General features: G+C 39.5%; 15 protein-coding genes and 1 riboswitch. Of the genes, 3 read left to right on the top strand and 12 right to left on the bottom strand.

All coding sequences use genetic code 11. The features are described 5' to 3' along the window. Window positions 1-124: 124 nt before the first annotated feature. Window positions 125-308, bottom strand: a riboswitch (cobalamin riboswitch). A 134-nt stretch (window positions 309-442) separates the two neighbouring features. From BkAM31D_RS01860 to BkAM31D_RS01845, 4 genes are read right to left on the bottom strand one after another with little or no spacing between them, the layout of a single operon-like run. Further along, window positions 443-766 (bottom strand): YbjQ family protein, encoded by a 324-nt coding sequence (locus BkAM31D_RS01860; RefSeq protein ID WP_066158485.1) that lies wholly within the window; start codon window positions 764-766, stop codon window positions 443-445. After that, complete coding sequence (locus tag BkAM31D_RS01855) at window positions 747-953, bottom strand: hypothetical protein (RefSeq protein ID WP_066158487.1); 207 nt, start codon at window positions 951-953, stop codon at window positions 747-749. Before BkAM31D_RS01855 ends, BkAM31D_RS01860 begins: the two co-directional genes overlap by 20 nt. Continuing rightward, complete coding sequence (locus BkAM31D_RS01850; RefSeq protein WP_066158489.1) at window positions 946-1,887, bottom strand: alpha/beta hydrolase; 942 nt, start codon at window positions 1,885-1,887, stop codon at window positions 946-948. The genes BkAM31D_RS01855 and BkAM31D_RS01850 overlap by 8 nt, the downstream gene beginning before the upstream one ends. A gap of 12 nt (window positions 1,888-1,899) precedes the next feature. Beyond that, window positions 1,900-2,433, bottom strand: coding sequence for a helix-turn-helix domain-containing protein (locus tag BkAM31D_RS01845; protein WP_066158490.1), 534 nt, complete (start codon window positions 2,431-2,433; stop codon window positions 1,900-1,902). 167 nt (window positions 2,434-2,600) lie between these two features. Here BkAM31D_RS01845 and BkAM31D_RS01840 point away from each other — a divergent pair, with 167 nt between their 5' ends. Further along, a complete protein-coding gene (locus BkAM31D_RS01840) occupies window positions 2,601-3,830 on the top strand; it encodes a PucR family transcriptional regulator (RefSeq protein ID WP_066158492.1) in 1,230 nt (409 codons plus the stop codon). Between the two features lie 58 nt (window positions 3,831-3,888). Here the strand turns inward: BkAM31D_RS01840 and ade are convergent, their stop codons facing one another. The 4 genes from ade to BkAM31D_RS01820 form a co-directional block, all read right to left on the bottom strand. Then, complete coding sequence (gene ade, locus BkAM31D_RS01835; RefSeq protein WP_066158494.1) at window positions 3,889-5,622, bottom strand: adenine deaminase; 1,734 nt, start codon at window positions 5,620-5,622, stop codon at window positions 3,889-3,891. A gap of 160 nt (window positions 5,623-5,782) precedes the next feature. Next, the gene (locus BkAM31D_RS01830; RefSeq protein ID WP_066158496.1) at window positions 5,783-6,094 is read right to left on the bottom strand and encodes a YerC/YecD family TrpR-related protein; all 312 of its coding nucleotides are present in this window, start codon (window positions 6,092-6,094) and stop codon (window positions 5,783-5,785) included. Between the two features lie 24 nt (window positions 6,095-6,118). After that, a complete protein-coding gene (locus BkAM31D_RS01825; protein ID WP_066158497.1) occupies window positions 6,119-7,141 on the bottom strand; it encodes a DUF3048 domain-containing protein in 1,023 nt (340 codons plus the stop codon). Window positions 7,142-7,198: 57 nt separating this feature from the next. Continuing rightward, window positions 7,199-8,938 carry an adenine deaminase C-terminal domain-containing protein gene (locus BkAM31D_RS01820; RefSeq protein WP_066158499.1) on the bottom strand — a complete coding sequence of 580 codons (1,740 nt, stop codon included), beginning with the start codon at window positions 8,936-8,938 and terminating at the stop codon, window positions 7,199-7,201. A 134-nt stretch (window positions 8,939-9,072) separates the two neighbouring features. Between BkAM31D_RS01820 and BkAM31D_RS01815 the strand changes: the two genes are divergently transcribed. Next, on the top strand, window positions 9,073-9,330 hold the full coding sequence (locus BkAM31D_RS01815; RefSeq protein ID WP_066158500.1) for a YgaP family membrane protein: 258 nt from the start codon (window positions 9,073-9,075) through the stop codon (window positions 9,328-9,330). A gap of 169 nt (window positions 9,331-9,499) precedes the next feature. Next, complete coding sequence (locus BkAM31D_RS24775; RefSeq protein ID WP_369692355.1) at window positions 9,500-9,610, top strand: EYxxD motif small membrane protein; 111 nt, start codon at window positions 9,500-9,502, stop codon at window positions 9,608-9,610. On the opposite strand, the gene purD is transcribed toward BkAM31D_RS24775, so the two are convergent. Genes purD through purM form a run of 4 tightly spaced genes read right to left on the bottom strand, consistent with a single transcriptional unit; the run spans window position 9,585 to window position 14,036 of the window. Beyond that, a complete protein-coding gene (gene purD / locus BkAM31D_RS01810) occupies window positions 9,585-10,856 on the bottom strand; it encodes a phosphoribosylamine--glycine ligase (RefSeq protein WP_066158503.1) in 1,272 nt (423 codons plus the stop codon). The two genes, BkAM31D_RS24775 and purD, sit on opposite strands and share 26 nt — an antisense overlap. A gap of 24 nt (window positions 10,857-10,880) precedes the next feature. Continuing rightward, window positions 10,881-12,419, bottom strand: a complete 1,539-nt coding sequence (gene purH, locus BkAM31D_RS01805) for a bifunctional phosphoribosylaminoimidazolecarboxamide formyltransferase/IMP cyclohydrolase (RefSeq protein ID WP_066158504.1) — start codon at window positions 12,417-12,419, stop codon at window positions 10,881-10,883. A gap of 4 nt (window positions 12,420-12,423) precedes the next feature. Beyond that, window positions 12,424-13,002 carry a phosphoribosylglycinamide formyltransferase gene (gene purN / locus BkAM31D_RS01800; protein ID WP_066158506.1) on the bottom strand — a complete coding sequence of 193 codons (579 nt, stop codon included), beginning with the start codon at window positions 13,000-13,002 and terminating at the stop codon, window positions 12,424-12,426. Continuing rightward, window positions 13,002-14,036, bottom strand: coding sequence for a phosphoribosylformylglycinamidine cyclo-ligase (gene purM / locus BkAM31D_RS01795; protein ID WP_066158509.1), 1,035 nt, complete (start codon window positions 14,034-14,036; stop codon window positions 13,002-13,004). Before purM ends, purN begins: the two co-directional genes overlap by 1 nt. Window positions 14,037-14,053 lie beyond the last annotated feature (17 nt).

The raw sequence follows: 14,053 nt of genomic DNA, 5'->3' as shown, positions 1-14,053 counted from the left end.
AAAACGCCCTTTCTCCTAGGTATTGGAGAAAGAGCGTAAAACGGCGTAAGAAGAAAAATGAGCGGTGATAGAATGATCCAGTTACCCACCTCATTGCCGTCTTACTTCTCACACCCCGAAGAAAGTTTGACTAGAAATGTAGGTAGGTCTCCTGACTCGTGCTTCATCCTACTATGAGCCTTCCCATGCTTTGTTACTTAGCACAGTGGATCCCTCATTTCGTCGACACTTACAGTTGCGGGGGCAGTTCTGGTTTTCCACCAGATTCCCTATTAAGCCGTTAAGGCACCTATCATTCCGCGAAATCAATATATAGTTGTTAGACAATCATTTAATTACGATATATTGTATATAGTAATCTAGTATCTTTTAATAAGCAAGGGATTTTTTCCTTTTACAAAATCAAAAATGCCCAAAGGCGCTTGCCTCTAGGCGAAGATAGCTAATTGATTTTCTCAAGCACAACTGCCGTTCCGTACGTAATAATTTCGGCTGCTGCACTCATCACTGTGGATGTTTGCATTCTCATCCCAATAATTGCATTAGCCCCTTTTTCTTCAGCTTCTTGAACCATGCGATGCATAGCTAGCTTACGCGCCTCTGTCATCATCTCGTTGTAGCCTTTAATCTCACCACCAACAATTCCTTTTAGACCAGCCGTAATATCACGTCCTATGTGCTTTGTTTGGATGGTGCTTCCTTTTACATACCCTTTTACTTCGACTATCTCATACCCTGCCACCTGATCAGTAGTCACAATCATCATAATCAATTTCCTCCCTTTTTTCTTTCCAACGTTCAACGATAAAGACAGCAATGAGTATGACTATCCCAATACCATACACACTAAATGCCCATATTGCCCATGTGACATTTACAAATATCAGAACAATGCCACCTAGTTGAGCCATCACTACAACAGCAATTAAGAAATATTTAAGCCATTCAGACATGCTTCATTAACCAGCTTTCTAGCGATTCTAGTAATTCTTTTGAGATAGGCTTTTCTCCGACATTCTTATATGCCTTCTTAAGTTCAAGGATGCCGTAATCTTCATTTTGTTCTCGAAGCATATGATTCATGCCTTCAATAATTCGTGCTTCTGTTTCAACATTTGTATGTTTCACGATTTCGTAAACTCTCTCCGGTGTTGCCTGTAAATCTTTTGAACCTGTTACAGCAAAGATAGGACAATCTACTTCAGCTAAACTTTGGTAGACATTGGTTTGAAAATGTTCTCGAAACCACTTGGCATTAATTTTAACACCTTGGAAACGAATGACATCTTTTTTTGAGTTCAACACTTTCTGATCAAACGTTTGACCCTGTTTCTCCGCCTTCTTTGCAACGTTAAAAAGAGAAAGTAATTTTCCCTTTATTCCTTTTAATTTCTTCAGTTCTTGGATGCTTTGTTCGCGCTGGTAAACGAGAGCTTCTGCTAATGATTGCGCTGCACCAGCAACCAACATCAACCCAGCTAAATCATTCTCTTTGGAAATCTCAGCGGCTAACATACATCCTTCACTATGACCTAAAACAAAAATTTTCTTAGGATCAACATTCTGATCTTGCTTTAAAAAGTCGACCGCTTCTCTTGCGTCCTCTACCAAATCCCAGAATCCAGTTTCAATAAACGATTCCTCGCTTTGACCAGTTCCTCTTTTATCGTACCGCAACGAAACAAATCCTTTTTCCGTTAAAAAGTGAGCCAGTTGATTATAGAGATTTAATTTCTGTCCTTTCCTCTTTCCATTTCCGTCCCGATTTAAAGGTCCTGAACCCGGGACTATGAGGACGGCAGGCAGTTTCTTTTCTGTCATGGTTGGAATCGTTAATGTACCATAAATATTTATTTTCGAACCAAATTGTACGCTTTTTTCACTCAACTTTATTGCCCCCTATTTTTGTGGGATAAAAACAGTTGCAAATGTACGTGGATTCCGTTCAGCTGTTGGCTTATTTCGGGCGTATTTTTGAATAACTTCTGACAGTTCCTTACCTAACTGTGTCATTTCTTGTTCTGTTAGATTTACTGTTGTCTGCCAATATCCCATTCCGTCGCTTTTATACTTATCAGGTGTGTGTTTAGTTACGTATCGCTCAAATTCATTTAATAAGTTTGCCTGATAAGCCATGAAATAACGAATATGCTCTTCTGTCGATGTATTTTGCAGATCACTTTCAGAAAGAGTAATCTTATCCTTTCTCACAGCATAGGTCTTTTCTATTGTTCCTCTTACTTTATTTGTTGCAGTCACTTCAATTAATTCATTATCTAGCAGTTGTTTTAAATGTCGGTACATGGTCGCCTGTGGAATATCTGGTAGCTTTTCAAGCAATTGTTGTACGTTCATTTCTTCATATGTCATTAACGCTTGGATGATCCTCATTCGAACCGGGTGAAGCATCAAATCTGCTTTATTAGAACTCATGGCCACTCCTTGTTTATTATTATCATTATTTAGAATGATAATAATCCTTTTTTAATTGGAATGCAAGTTAATTTTTAAAATCTATGCTATAGTAACAAATAGGAAAAATCGCAAAGCCTTCTATTGGTCCTTTGCCTACTAAATAATTCGGTCTGAGGAGTTGAACGATGGATACAAAAAAGTTTGATCGTGTCTTTGATTCTCTCGAAGATTTCGTCGACACAGTTAGTGAGACTCTTAATTGTCCTGTTACACTTGAAGATGCAAATCACCAATTACTAGCCTATAGCTCCCACGATGATACAACCGATGCAGCAAGAATTTCGACTATTATTGGTCGCCGGGTTCCTGAAAAAGTTGTTAACCGTTTTTGGAAGGAAGGAGTTATTCCTACCTTAAATCAGAGCGATGAACCCCTTGATATTGAGGATATATCAGATATTGGGCTTCGAAACCGCGTCGCTGTTTCAATTCGAAAAAACCAAGAAGTGTTAGGATATATTTGGGTCATAGAAGTTGATACAAAGCTGACAACAAAAGATAAACAATTACTAAAACTTGCCGCAAGTAAAGCAAAGAATCTTCTGCTTCAATTAAATATGCAAAAAAAGCGCCGTGAAAAAAACCATCAAGAGTTACTATGGCAAATTATCACAGGCGATACAAATACACATGAAGCAACGGCTAAGCTCCTCGAAAAAGCGGGTATTACCGCTAAGTCTTTATCAATAATGATCTTTCACTTTAATGAGATCTCTGATTCCCTTTATCGTAATATCTTATATATTATTAAGACTACTAGTAAAGTTACAATGCTCATCCATACGATCGATGACAACCGTATAATATGTCTTGTGAACCCCAACCATGAACATTCAAAACAAGCAGACTTGATTTACTTCATGGAAACATTACAAGTCCAAATGAAAGAGCGTTTTAACATTGATACAATGCATATTGGATCTGGGTATTTATACGAAGACTATGCTAAGCTTACTGATAGCTTTCAAGAGGCTCAAAAGGTAGTCGAACTCAAACACCGTAACGGTGCTATGATAAAAAATGCTTATTTCTATCATGAGTTAGGGGTCTTTCGTCATCTAGATTTATTATTGCAACAAGAAAGAAATCTACCAATAAATCCAGCTATTACGAAAATACAACTCTATGATAAACAACATGCCTCTTCATTATATGAAACTCTCGAAGTTGTCCTTGACAAAGATGCCAATATGAATGAAGCTGCGAAGGAACTTCATATTCATGTAAACACATTGAGTTACCGTTTAAAACGAATTCAAGAAATTACAAATATCCAATTAAAAGACCCTATTCAACGGATTGGCCTTTATTTAGATATGAAGCTATATCGCCTTAGCCAAGGACCAAGGAAATAAAAAATAGTCATATTCCCTTCCTTTTTCAAGGGGAGGAATATGACTATTTTTTTGTATATTATCCTTGCTCTACAGAAATATGCTTAAATTGTTCAACATTAAAGAGCCCTGTATCGGTTAATTTCAATGATGGAATAACAGGAAGAGCTAAAAAGGACAATGTCAAAAACGGATTCCAGTCCTCTTCAAAGCCTATTTCCTTCAAAGCAACTTCCAATTTCTGTAGGGAGTTATTTATCTCTTCAAATGGTTCAAGTGACATCAATCCCGCTAACGGTAAGGACAATTCTGCAAGGATTTTGCCGCTCTTCACAACCGCAATCCCTCCTTGAATCGTTGCAACATGTTCAATTGCTTGTTTAATGCTTTGATCGTCAGTTCCGCACGCAACAATATTATGAGAATCATGGGCCACCGTTGCTACAATAGCTCCATCTTTTATCGGAATTCCTTTAACAATCCCTACCCCAACATGTCCAAGCTTATGATGCCTTTCAGCTACTACAAGCTTCAACTGATTCCTAGAAACAGCTGGCTGGAAGAAACCATCAAGAACATCCACTTCTTCTACAAGGTGTTCTGTAACGATTGAACCAGGTGTCACGCCAATTATATTCGCCTTTCGATTCGTAAGTTTAAGTTGTAAGCTTTTTTCTGTTAAAGGTGCAAGTTGAACACTTTTCATCAAAAAGGCTGGAGGATTAATTGGCTCACGAATATCTTTAAGCATTTTACCATTTTGAGCAACATGCTCACCTTTTATAAAAACTGATTCTATTTCAAGATTACTTAAGTCTCGAATAAAGACAAAACTCGCCTCATAACCAGGTGCGATAGCCCCTTTATCTCTAATTCCAAAACACTCAGCTGCATTCAAACTAGCCATCTGAATTGCTTGAAGAGGGTTGACACCTAACCGGATCGCTTTTTTAATACTCGCATCTATTGAACCTTCATTAATTAAATCATCCAAATGCTTATCATCTGTCGAAAACACACAACGCCTAGCATTTTCCGGTGTCAAGATTGGCAGCAAAGCTTCTAAATCTTTGGCCGCTGTTCCCTCTCGCATTAGCACATACATTCCTCTCCTTAACCGAGCGAGCGCCTCTTCTGCTGTAACGGCCTCGTGGTCATTTTGAATTCCGGCTACTCGATAAGCATTCAAGCCTACCTCATCTAACCCAGCCGCATGGCCATCAATTATCTTCCCTCGCTCGATTGAAGCTAAAAGCTTTGAAAGGATCGGTTCTTCCCCTTTTAAAACTGCTGGATAATCCATCACTTCTGCAAGTCCGAATGATTGATAGTGATCAAAAAGTTTCTCAATGTCTTCTGCAGTTAATTCAGCTCCGTTATGTTCAAAGTCAGTTGCTGGAACACTCGAAGGCGCCATCATTTTCACATCAAGTGGCAAGCCTTTAGAAGCCTCGATCATGTACGTTACAGCTTCTAACCCTCCAACATTTGCAATCTCATGTGGGTCAGCAAAAATTGTTGTTACCCCACGGGGAACGACGACTTTTGCAAATTCCTCAGGTGGTACCATTGCTGACTCAATATGAACATGCCCATCGATAAATGTTGGTGCGAGATAAGCTCCTTTTGCATCTACTTCTTTAATTCCTGAATAATTTCCTAATCCAACGATCACCCCATCCGTAATAGCTACATCCGCCTCAAATAACGTTAGGCTAAAAACATCAATGATTTGCGCTCCTTTTATAACCAAATCACACTTTTCTCGTTTAGAAGCTGCAGCTAACCTTCGTTGTAACTGTTCTTTTATCATTTTTGCCACTCCGATCTTTGATATATGTTTTCTTATTGTAGTATGAAAGTGAAGAAAATACACGCGGTCGGAAAGATAACCTGACAATCAGGTGTACTGTAAATGATAAGTACATTTTCCAAAAACAAAAAAAGATCACAGGATATCTCCTGCGACCTTCTTATTCTTCTACTTGTAATTCACTTTCTTTTACTCGATCGAGTGTCATTTTATAGCCATCATTCCCATAATTCAAGCAGCGTTTCACTCTAGAGATCGTTGCTGTACTAGCACCTGTCTCCGTCTCAATCTTATGGTACGTAAAGCCGTTTTGAAGCATTCTTGCAACTTCCAAACGCTGTGCTAACGATTGAATTTCGTTAATTGTACATAAATCATCAAAGAACTCATAGCATTCTTCAAGATCACGTAAAGATAAAATCGCCTTAAATAACTGATCTAGTTCCTTGCCACGAAGTTTATCTATTTGCATATGTCCCTCACCTTTCTAGAGCTATTAATAAGTGACCATTTTTTCCAAACCTGGGTCTGTAGGTACAATGTTAATCCAAGATTGTCCTCGTTTGAAAGGTACTATTTGACCATCGTTAACGGGAATAATTTGTCCATCTCTACTTTCCCAATTCACTTCCATTGCAATTCCACTTTGGAATAAAATCCCTCTACCCCCAGATGTTAAGTCGATCGCTCGCCGGCCTTGATCATCTAGAACAGTGTGCCCGGTCTCGACTATAAACAGGTTGGAAAGCTCAATTGGCAGCTCGTTTTCTAGATCTATCGTTTGATCTTCACCGTTATAACGATGGTAATAACCGCTTTGTTCATCATATTCATAATGAACTCGGTTCAAATTATAGTAGTTAATCTCGATGTTGTCACCAGCAACGCCAACAACTCGTATATCATCCTGTTCATGAAAAGTCAGTGGAGTCACTTCGCTTTCCAATGAATAATTAAGTTCCATGACCCCTTCAACGATGTGCTCGGAGGTAATATAGGAATTATGAGGAGCCTTCCGCTCAGATGAACGCTGAAAAAGGGTTCCATCATAAGCTAAACCATTCAAAGAATCAATCTCTCCTCTTTCAATCCTCACTTGCGCTTCTGGGCTCCAGCCATGATGAACTAGTATCCCCTGATAACCATTCACCAAATCAATATGATAAGGTCGTGCGCTTCTTACAGGACCAACTCTTTCTGGAAGCTCACTTTGATATAAAGCAACTAATCGTGTAACTTCATATTCTGATAAAATTTCATAAACAATATCAGCATCTTTTAAGCCAGATTGTGGACGAGCAGCAGGGTGATTATTTATCGTTACACCAATCACTCGCTTGTCGATTTCCTCCTCTGTTTCAAGACCTGTAAGCGGATAAGTATTTAAGGAAGGAGCTTCAACTAACTCTTCTTCAGCCTGTTCTAGCTCTTCCGCTTCTTCAACCGCTTGATCATTATTTGCACATCCGCCGATGATCAAAGCAGTTAAAATAAAAAGATATTTCCAGCTTTTCTTCATATCACACACGACCTTTTTCAAATTAACACATTAAAGCAAGCAAGTCTCTTTCTTAGTTTAACGCATAATAGCAGGAAAGAGTACAGTTTTCTTTTTCACATCATAAATTCCCCGCTGAGTAACTCGAATATAGGGCAAATGAGTCGAGGAGAAAAACAATAAGCTATAAATTGGATCCTCATGCTTATACCCACGTTCTCTCAATAACGAGACGAAATTTTTCTCATCCTCCATTACACCTTCCATCGTCTTGGATGATAAGATTCCTAATAACTCCAACTCAATACGTCCAATGACTTCACCTTCCTCAACGAGTGTCATACCTCCACGTTGTTCTTTCAATGCTTGAAAGGCTGCCACCATATCTGAGACATTTTTCCCTATTAAAATAATGTCCCCTGTATTTGTGAATGAACTTGCAAAACCTGAAACATGGGTCGCAAACCCTTTAATCATGGTTGCAATATGCCACTCTCCATGTTTATCAATCATCACAAAGAAACTTTCATCATGTTCTGTACTTAATACGTGGGTTGTTCCTTCTATAGGAATTTGATAAGGCTTGAGTATTACAGAATTAACCATCTCAATTCCCATCGGCATTGAAAAATGAAGTTCATCTTCATGTAAGTCCCAGTCAATTTCATAGGAATTTATTCCATACTTCTCCCAAGGAAACTCATTACTATAATTGCATTCTCTTCCATTACGAAGAATCCATTGACCTTTAGCAATTACAGAAGTAGGAGTAGGGTTATTGATGTCATCTAAAATATTCAAATGAGCAATACGCCCTGGCGCAATCATCCCTAATTTATGGTCAAGTTGATAATATTTGGCTGCATTGTAACTAGCCATTGCATAAGCATCGATCGTATCTATACCACTATCCAAGGCAATTCTGATTAAGTTGTCCATTACTCCTTGTTCGTAAAACGAAGGTGGTGAACCATCTGTAGTCAGTAGGCATCTCTCAAAATAATCAACACCAAGTTCTTGAATTTCCTTAAATAACTTTGGCAGATCAGGGCGTATGGATGAATGTCTTAACGAAGTTGTATACCCTAAATCTAATCTTCTTACCACTTCTTCTCCAGTTATAGCCTCGTGGTCACAAGTTACACCTAGCAAAGCCATTTGAGCGAGTGTCCGCTCCGAGGCGCCCGGTAAATGCCCTTCTATTGGTTTACGTAGCCTTGTTGTTTCTTGCATCCAGTGTAGAGTTGAATCATCTCCATTTAAAACTTTAGGCCAAGCCGTCAATTCTCCTCCTTGAACAACAAGTGGATGCTCTAACCACTCCTTCATTTTTGAGTTCGATAATGGTTCTTCATCCCTTAACTCAGTTTGAGGATCATATCGAGCCCACCAAAACATTGAGGTTGGCAATTTATCCAACTCCTCAATCAAAGAAAGCGCTTTCTTTTTTTCGAGGTGTAAAAAGAACATCATATTATCGTTAATAAGAGTTGTCGTCCCTCTCGCTGATGCATATTTAGCAAAACTATGGGGATTATAAAGTTGGAAAGGGTGAGCATGGTGCTCAATATATCCTGGTACAACTCGTTTATTGTTACAATCTACAACTTCTGTATTGTTTGTATTAGCGGGCATATCTTTTCCTACGTAAACGATGCGGTCTCCCGCAATCCAAATGTTTGCTGTTAGCCACTTACGCCTTGCAAAGTTTAAATAATTGGCGTTTTTGAGGACAAGTGAAGGAGCTTTCTCTCCTTGAACAACAGCTAGTTGCTGTCGTAAACGTTGTTTGGTCCAGCGGTAAAGTCTCTCAGTCATCCTGTCATCACCCATTTCATCTTTCTATTTTTATAATCGTAACATAAATTTGTTCAAAAATTCACTAACTTTGTGAAATCTTTTTACAATCTTTATTATAACATTGACAAACATGTGAAAGGTGGATCAGTTTTATGAAACCAAATATTGGTCGTGTTGATGCATTATGCCGAATTACAATGGGATTCACCATCCTTGCTTGTTCTACCGCAAAGCTTGTTCGAAAGCCTGACCAAGGAATGTTGCTTCTATATGCTATGTGTGGCGGTATGAAAGTAGCAGAAGGCATTACACGCTTCTGTCCTCTTGTTTACGCAGCAGAGCAAAACATGGTTTCATTTCAAGATCCTTCTCATGAAAAAACAAGTCATGAAGAAACTTCCCAAAATTAAATAGCAAAAGAAACCGTATAAGATCCTATGTGATCTTATACGGTTTCAGTCACTTGAATTCGGAACACTAGATTACTCCAATTTAATTTTCAACCTTGAAACAACGTAAAAGATGTGAGAACAGAGTCCCACACCTTTTTAAACCAGTAATACAAAAGGAGCTGACATCATGTTTAATATTCAAGAGTATGCAACAGATAGTCTGTTTATTTACGCCATGGTCATTGGAAGTATTATTGCCTTACTTTATCTTTTCATGAAGAAGAAACGCGCGCGATAGCTTTATTTCCTATGTCTGTTCTATAATATAAGCCTTCTTTGCTTACTTTCTCAAGCTCGCTATAGACACGTTTTTGTGCCTCATGAAGTGAGCTTTTTTTTGTTGCAAGTAGTAATACTCGTCCACCGTTCGTAGTCCATTCATCGTTGACCTTTTTCGTTCCAGCATGAAAAACAAGAATGTCCTTATCTAACTGATGAAGTCCTTTAATAACCGTACCTTTTTGATACATACCAGGATAACCTTCACTTGCAACAACAATTCCAACCACTTCTTCTTCATCCCATTCTAATTCAGGAGTCTCGCCGTCAAGTAAAGCTGTATAGACATCAACTAGGTCTGTTTTTAATCTTGGAAGTACAACTTGCGTCTCTGGATCACCAAATCGAACGTTAAATTCAATTACCTTTGGACCTGCTGTTGTCATCATTAACCCCGCATATAAAATTCCTGTAAACGGAGTTCCTTCTTTTATAAGAGCATTTGCCGTAGGTTGTAATACTTTTTCTACCGCCTCTAGAACATCGGCTTCAGAAAACTGAGGTACTGGAGAATAAGCTCCCATACCACCAGTGTTAGGGCCTTGATCTCCATCTAACGCTCGCTTATGATCTTGTGCTCCAATCATAGGAATTACTGTATCTTCACGGACAAATGCCATTAATGATAGCTCTTCCCCTTCAAGGTATTCCTCAATCACAACTTGTTCACTTGCCTTTCCAAAGGCTTGATCATTTAACATTGAAGACAAAGCAGTAATAGCTTCTTCTTCCGTCATTGCTACTACGACACCTTTTCCAGCAGCTAAGCCATCTGCTTTAATAACAATAGGAGCACCTTGATCTTTTACATAAGCTACTGCCTGTTCATAATCTGTAAAAGTCTCGTAACTTCCAGTTGGGATGTTATACTTTTTCATGATCGATTTGGCAAAGGACTTACTTCCTTCAAGCATTGCTGCTGCTTTATTCGGTCCAAAAATACGTAAGCCTTCTTCTTGAAAGCGATCTACCACTCCACCTAATAATGGAACCTCTGGGCCTACTACCGTCAAGCCAATCTCTTCCTCTTTAGCAAAAGCCACAAGTTCGTCAAAGTTTGTTTCAGCAATGTTCACAAGAGTTGCTACATCAGTCATTCCATCATTTCCAGGTGCAACAAAAACTTGTGTTACCTGCTTACTTTGAGCAATTTTCCAGGCGATTGCATGCTCACGCCCACCGCTTCCAATAATGAGAACTTTCATCGTCGATTCATCCCCCTCATTCTATTAATGTTTAAAGTGTCTGACTCCTGTCATGACCATTGCAATTCCATATTTATTAGCCATCTCAATAGACTCTTCATCACGAATTGAACCACCTGGCTGAATAATCGCTGTTACACCTGCTTTTCCTGCTAGTTCAACCGTATCTCCCATTGGGAAAAAGGCATCAGAACCCATGACCGCACCCTCAATACGTTTACTCGCTTGTGTGATTGCAATATCAGCAGCACCTACACGGTTCATTTGACCAGCTCCAACACCAACTGTCATTTGACCATTTGTCAAAACGATCGCATTTGATTTCACGTGTTTGACTACTTTCCATGCCAGCTTTAATGCTTCCCATTCTTCTTCAGTCGGCTTGCGGTCCGTTGGGATAGAAAGTTCCGCATTCTCTAACCCATAATGATCCTCATCCTGAACTAGAAGACCTCCATGAATCGATGTCAACATCGCTTCAGGCTGCTCTTGTTTGTCCATTGGAACCGTTAATAGACGAAGGTTTTTCTTAGCTGTTAGTACATCTAATGCTTCTTGTGTAAATGAAGGAGCAATGATGATTTCTAAGAAAATCTCTTTCATTTTAAGTGCCGTAGCTTCATCAATTTCACGGTTCGCTGCAACAATCCCTCCAAATATTGAAACAGAGTCGGCTTCATATGCACGACCATATGCTTCTTCAATCGTTGTACCTGTCCCTACTCCACATGGATTCATATGCTTCACTGCTACAACTGCTGGCTCTTCAAATTCTTTTACAATGGCAAGAGCTGCATCTGCATCATGAATATTATTGTAAGAAAGTTCTTTACCATGTAGTTGAATCGCACTTGCAATCGAACTTTGATCTGCTAGCGGCTTCTTATAAAACGTTGCTTTCTGATGAGGATTTTCTCCGTAACGTAAGCCCTGTTTGCGCTCATACGTCACCGTAAATGTTTCAGGTTCCTCTTCTCCAACAGCCTCAGTTAAATACTCTGCGATTAACGCATCATAAGCCGCTGTATGTCTAAATACTTTCGCAGCTAAACGACGCTTCGTTTCGATTGAAACAGCTTGTGCATTTGAAAACTCTGATACTACTGTCTCATAATCAGCTGGATCGACCACTACTGTTACATGCTGATGATTTTTAGCAGCGGCACGCAACATGCTCGGTCCACCGATATCAATATTTTCGATCGCGTCTTCAAATGTACAATCTGGTTTAGCGATGGTCTCTTTGAACGGGTATAAGTTCACCACTACTAAATCAATTGGCGTAATATTATGTTCTGTAAGCTGCTGTTGATGTTCTTCACGTTCTCTCATTGCAAGTAAACCACTATGAATATTAGGGTGCAGTGTTTTCACACGACCATCTAAAATTTCAGGAAAACCTGTTACCTCAGAAATCCCAATAACAGGGACACCGGCTGCTTGTAATGCATTCTTTGTTCCGCCAGTAGAAACAACTTCAAAACCGAGATTCACTAACTCTTGGACAAACTCGACAATTCCTGTTTTATCTGAAACACTAACTAATGCTCGCTTTTTGCTCATGTTCTTACTCAACCTCTCTGTCTGATCTAAAGATCTTCTGTAATGTGTTGGGATACAATTGATGTTCGACTGCTTGTACTTTTTGGTGCAACGTCTCCACAGTGTCCGTCTCTTCTATTCGAACAGCCTCTTGAGCGATGATTTCACCCGTGTCCATTCCTTCATCAACATAATGAATGGTTACACCAGTTATCTTCACGCCCGCTTGAAAGGCTTGTCCAATTGCATCAAGACCTGGGAAAGAAGGAAGCAAGGAAGGATGTATATTAACGATCCTTCCTTCATAAGCGTTTAGTAAAGTTGAACCAATTAATCGCATGTAACCGGCTAATGCGATAAAGGTTACTTGCCTTTTCTTCAACTCTCTGACGACCTGTTCTTCGTAAGCATCCTTTGTCTCAAATGACTTGGGATCGCAAATAAGCATAGGCACATTCAACCGTTCTGCTTTTTCAATGACCTTTGCCTTTGGCTTGTCTGTCACAACAAGAGCAATTTCCATCTCAAGTGTTTGTTGCTGCGCTGCATGAATGATCGCTTCTGCATTCGTGCCACTACCCGAAGCAAAAATAGCCAACTTCATTACTCAATGCCTCCAATTTTCACACCTGAGCCTTGTTCTACTCTACCAATTACATGAGCAGATTCACCACTCTCTTCAAGAAGACGAAGAACAGCTAAATGCTCTTCCTCTGGAACAACCACTACCATTCCAATACCCATATTAAACGTCGAGAAAAGTTCCTTCTCTGTTAACTCTCCGTACTTTTGTAACATAGTAAAGATCGGAGGAACCGGCCAAGAACCATTTTCGATATTTACTTGCACTCCTTCTGGCAACATACGCGGAATATTTTCATAGAAGCCGCCTCCTGTAATATGAGCCATGCCTTTTACCGTATGTTGTTGCAAACAAGCGAGTAGTGGTTTTACGTAAATCTTCGTAGGTGTTAGAAGTTCTTCTCCCAGTGTTTTCCCAAGCACTTCAACATAATCCGTTAAAGAGAAAGAATGATCATGAAGGAAAACCTTTCTTACTAATGAAAAGCCATTACTATGGACACCACTTGATGAAAGACCAATGACGACATCCCCAGGCTTGATTGCTTCCCCACTGATTAACTGTTGTTTTTCAACAGCTCCTACAGAAAAACCAGCTAAGTCATACTCATTCTCTGAATACATGCCAGGCATTTCTGCCGTTTCACCGCCAACTAACGCACAGCCAGCTTGTTCACAACCGTCTGCTACCCCTTTTACAATAGCTTCTAAACGTTCTGGAACTGCTTTCCCACAAGCAATATAGTCAAGGAAATAAAGTGGTTCTGCTCCTTGAACAACAATATCATTCACGCACATCGCAACTGCATCAACACCTATTGTATCGTGTTTGTCTAGCATAAAGGCAAGCATTAACTTTGTCCCTACTCCATCTGTTCCAGAAACAAGCACAGGCTCCTTTAGATTTAATGTAGATAGATCAAACATTCCACCAAAGCCACCAAGTGAACCCATAACTCCAGCACGTTGTGTTCTATTTACATGACTCTTCATTCGCTCTACAGCTTCATAACCTGCTTCAAGACTGACTCCTGCTTTTTTATAAGCTTCCGACATTCTTCTTGCTCCCTTCT

It is taken from the genome of Halalkalibacter krulwichiae, assembly GCF_002109385.1.
Classification (GTDB): Bacteria; Bacillota; Bacilli; order Bacillales; family Bacillaceae_D; genus Halalkalibacter; species Halalkalibacter krulwichiae.
The sequence above is the reverse complement of the archived record's forward strand: the minus strand, read 5'-3'. Positions and strand labels throughout refer to the sequence as shown.

What these genes read in the sequence shown, in the direction of transcription:
- purM (WP_066158509.1), bottom strand. Translation starts at nt 14,036, where the DNA reads ATGTCGGAAGCTTATAAAAAAGCAGGAGTCAGTCTTGAAGCAGGTTAT.
- BkAM31D_RS01855 (WP_066158487.1), bottom strand. Translation starts at nt 953, where the DNA reads ATGTCTGAATGGCTTAAATATTTCTTAATTGCTGTTGTAGTGATGGCT.
- BkAM31D_RS01825 (WP_066158497.1), bottom strand. Translation starts at nt 7,141, where the DNA reads ATGAAGAAAAGCTGGAAATATCTTTTTATTTTAACTGCTTTGATCATC.
- purH (WP_066158504.1), bottom strand. Translation starts at nt 12,419, where the DNA reads ATGAGCAAAAAGCGAGCATTAGTTAGTGTTTCAGATAAAACAGGAATT.
- BkAM31D_RS01845 (WP_066158490.1), bottom strand. Translation starts at nt 2,433, where the DNA reads ATGAGTTCTAATAAAGCAGATTTGATGCTTCACCCGGTTCGAATGAGG.
- BkAM31D_RS01820 (WP_066158499.1), bottom strand. Translation starts at nt 8,938, where the DNA reads ATGACTGAGAGACTTTACCGCTGGACCAAACAACGTTTACGACAGCAA.
- BkAM31D_RS01840 (WP_066158492.1), top strand. Translation starts at nt 2,601, where the DNA reads ATGGATACAAAAAAGTTTGATCGTGTCTTTGATTCTCTCGAAGATTTC.
- purD (WP_066158503.1), bottom strand. Translation starts at nt 10,856, where the DNA reads ATGAAAGTTCTCATTATTGGAAGCGGTGGGCGTGAGCATGCAATCGCC.
- BkAM31D_RS24775 (WP_369692355.1), top strand. Translation starts at nt 9,500, where the DNA reads ATGTTTAATATTCAAGAGTATGCAACAGATAGTCTGTTTATTTACGCC.
- BkAM31D_RS01860 (WP_066158485.1), bottom strand. Translation starts at nt 766, where the DNA reads ATGATGATTGTGACTACTGATCAGGTGGCAGGGTATGAGATAGTCGAA.
- purN (WP_066158506.1), bottom strand. Translation starts at nt 13,002, where the DNA reads ATGAAGTTGGCTATTTTTGCTTCGGGTAGTGGCACGAATGCAGAAGCG.
- BkAM31D_RS01815 (WP_066158500.1), top strand. Translation starts at nt 9,073, where the DNA reads ATGAAACCAAATATTGGTCGTGTTGATGCATTATGCCGAATTACAATG.
- ade (WP_066158494.1), bottom strand. Translation starts at nt 5,622, where the DNA reads ATGATAAAAGAACAGTTACAACGAAGGTTAGCTGCAGCTTCTAAACGA.
- BkAM31D_RS01830 (WP_066158496.1), bottom strand. Translation starts at nt 6,094, where the DNA reads ATGCAAATAGATAAACTTCGTGGCAAGGAACTAGATCAGTTATTTAAG.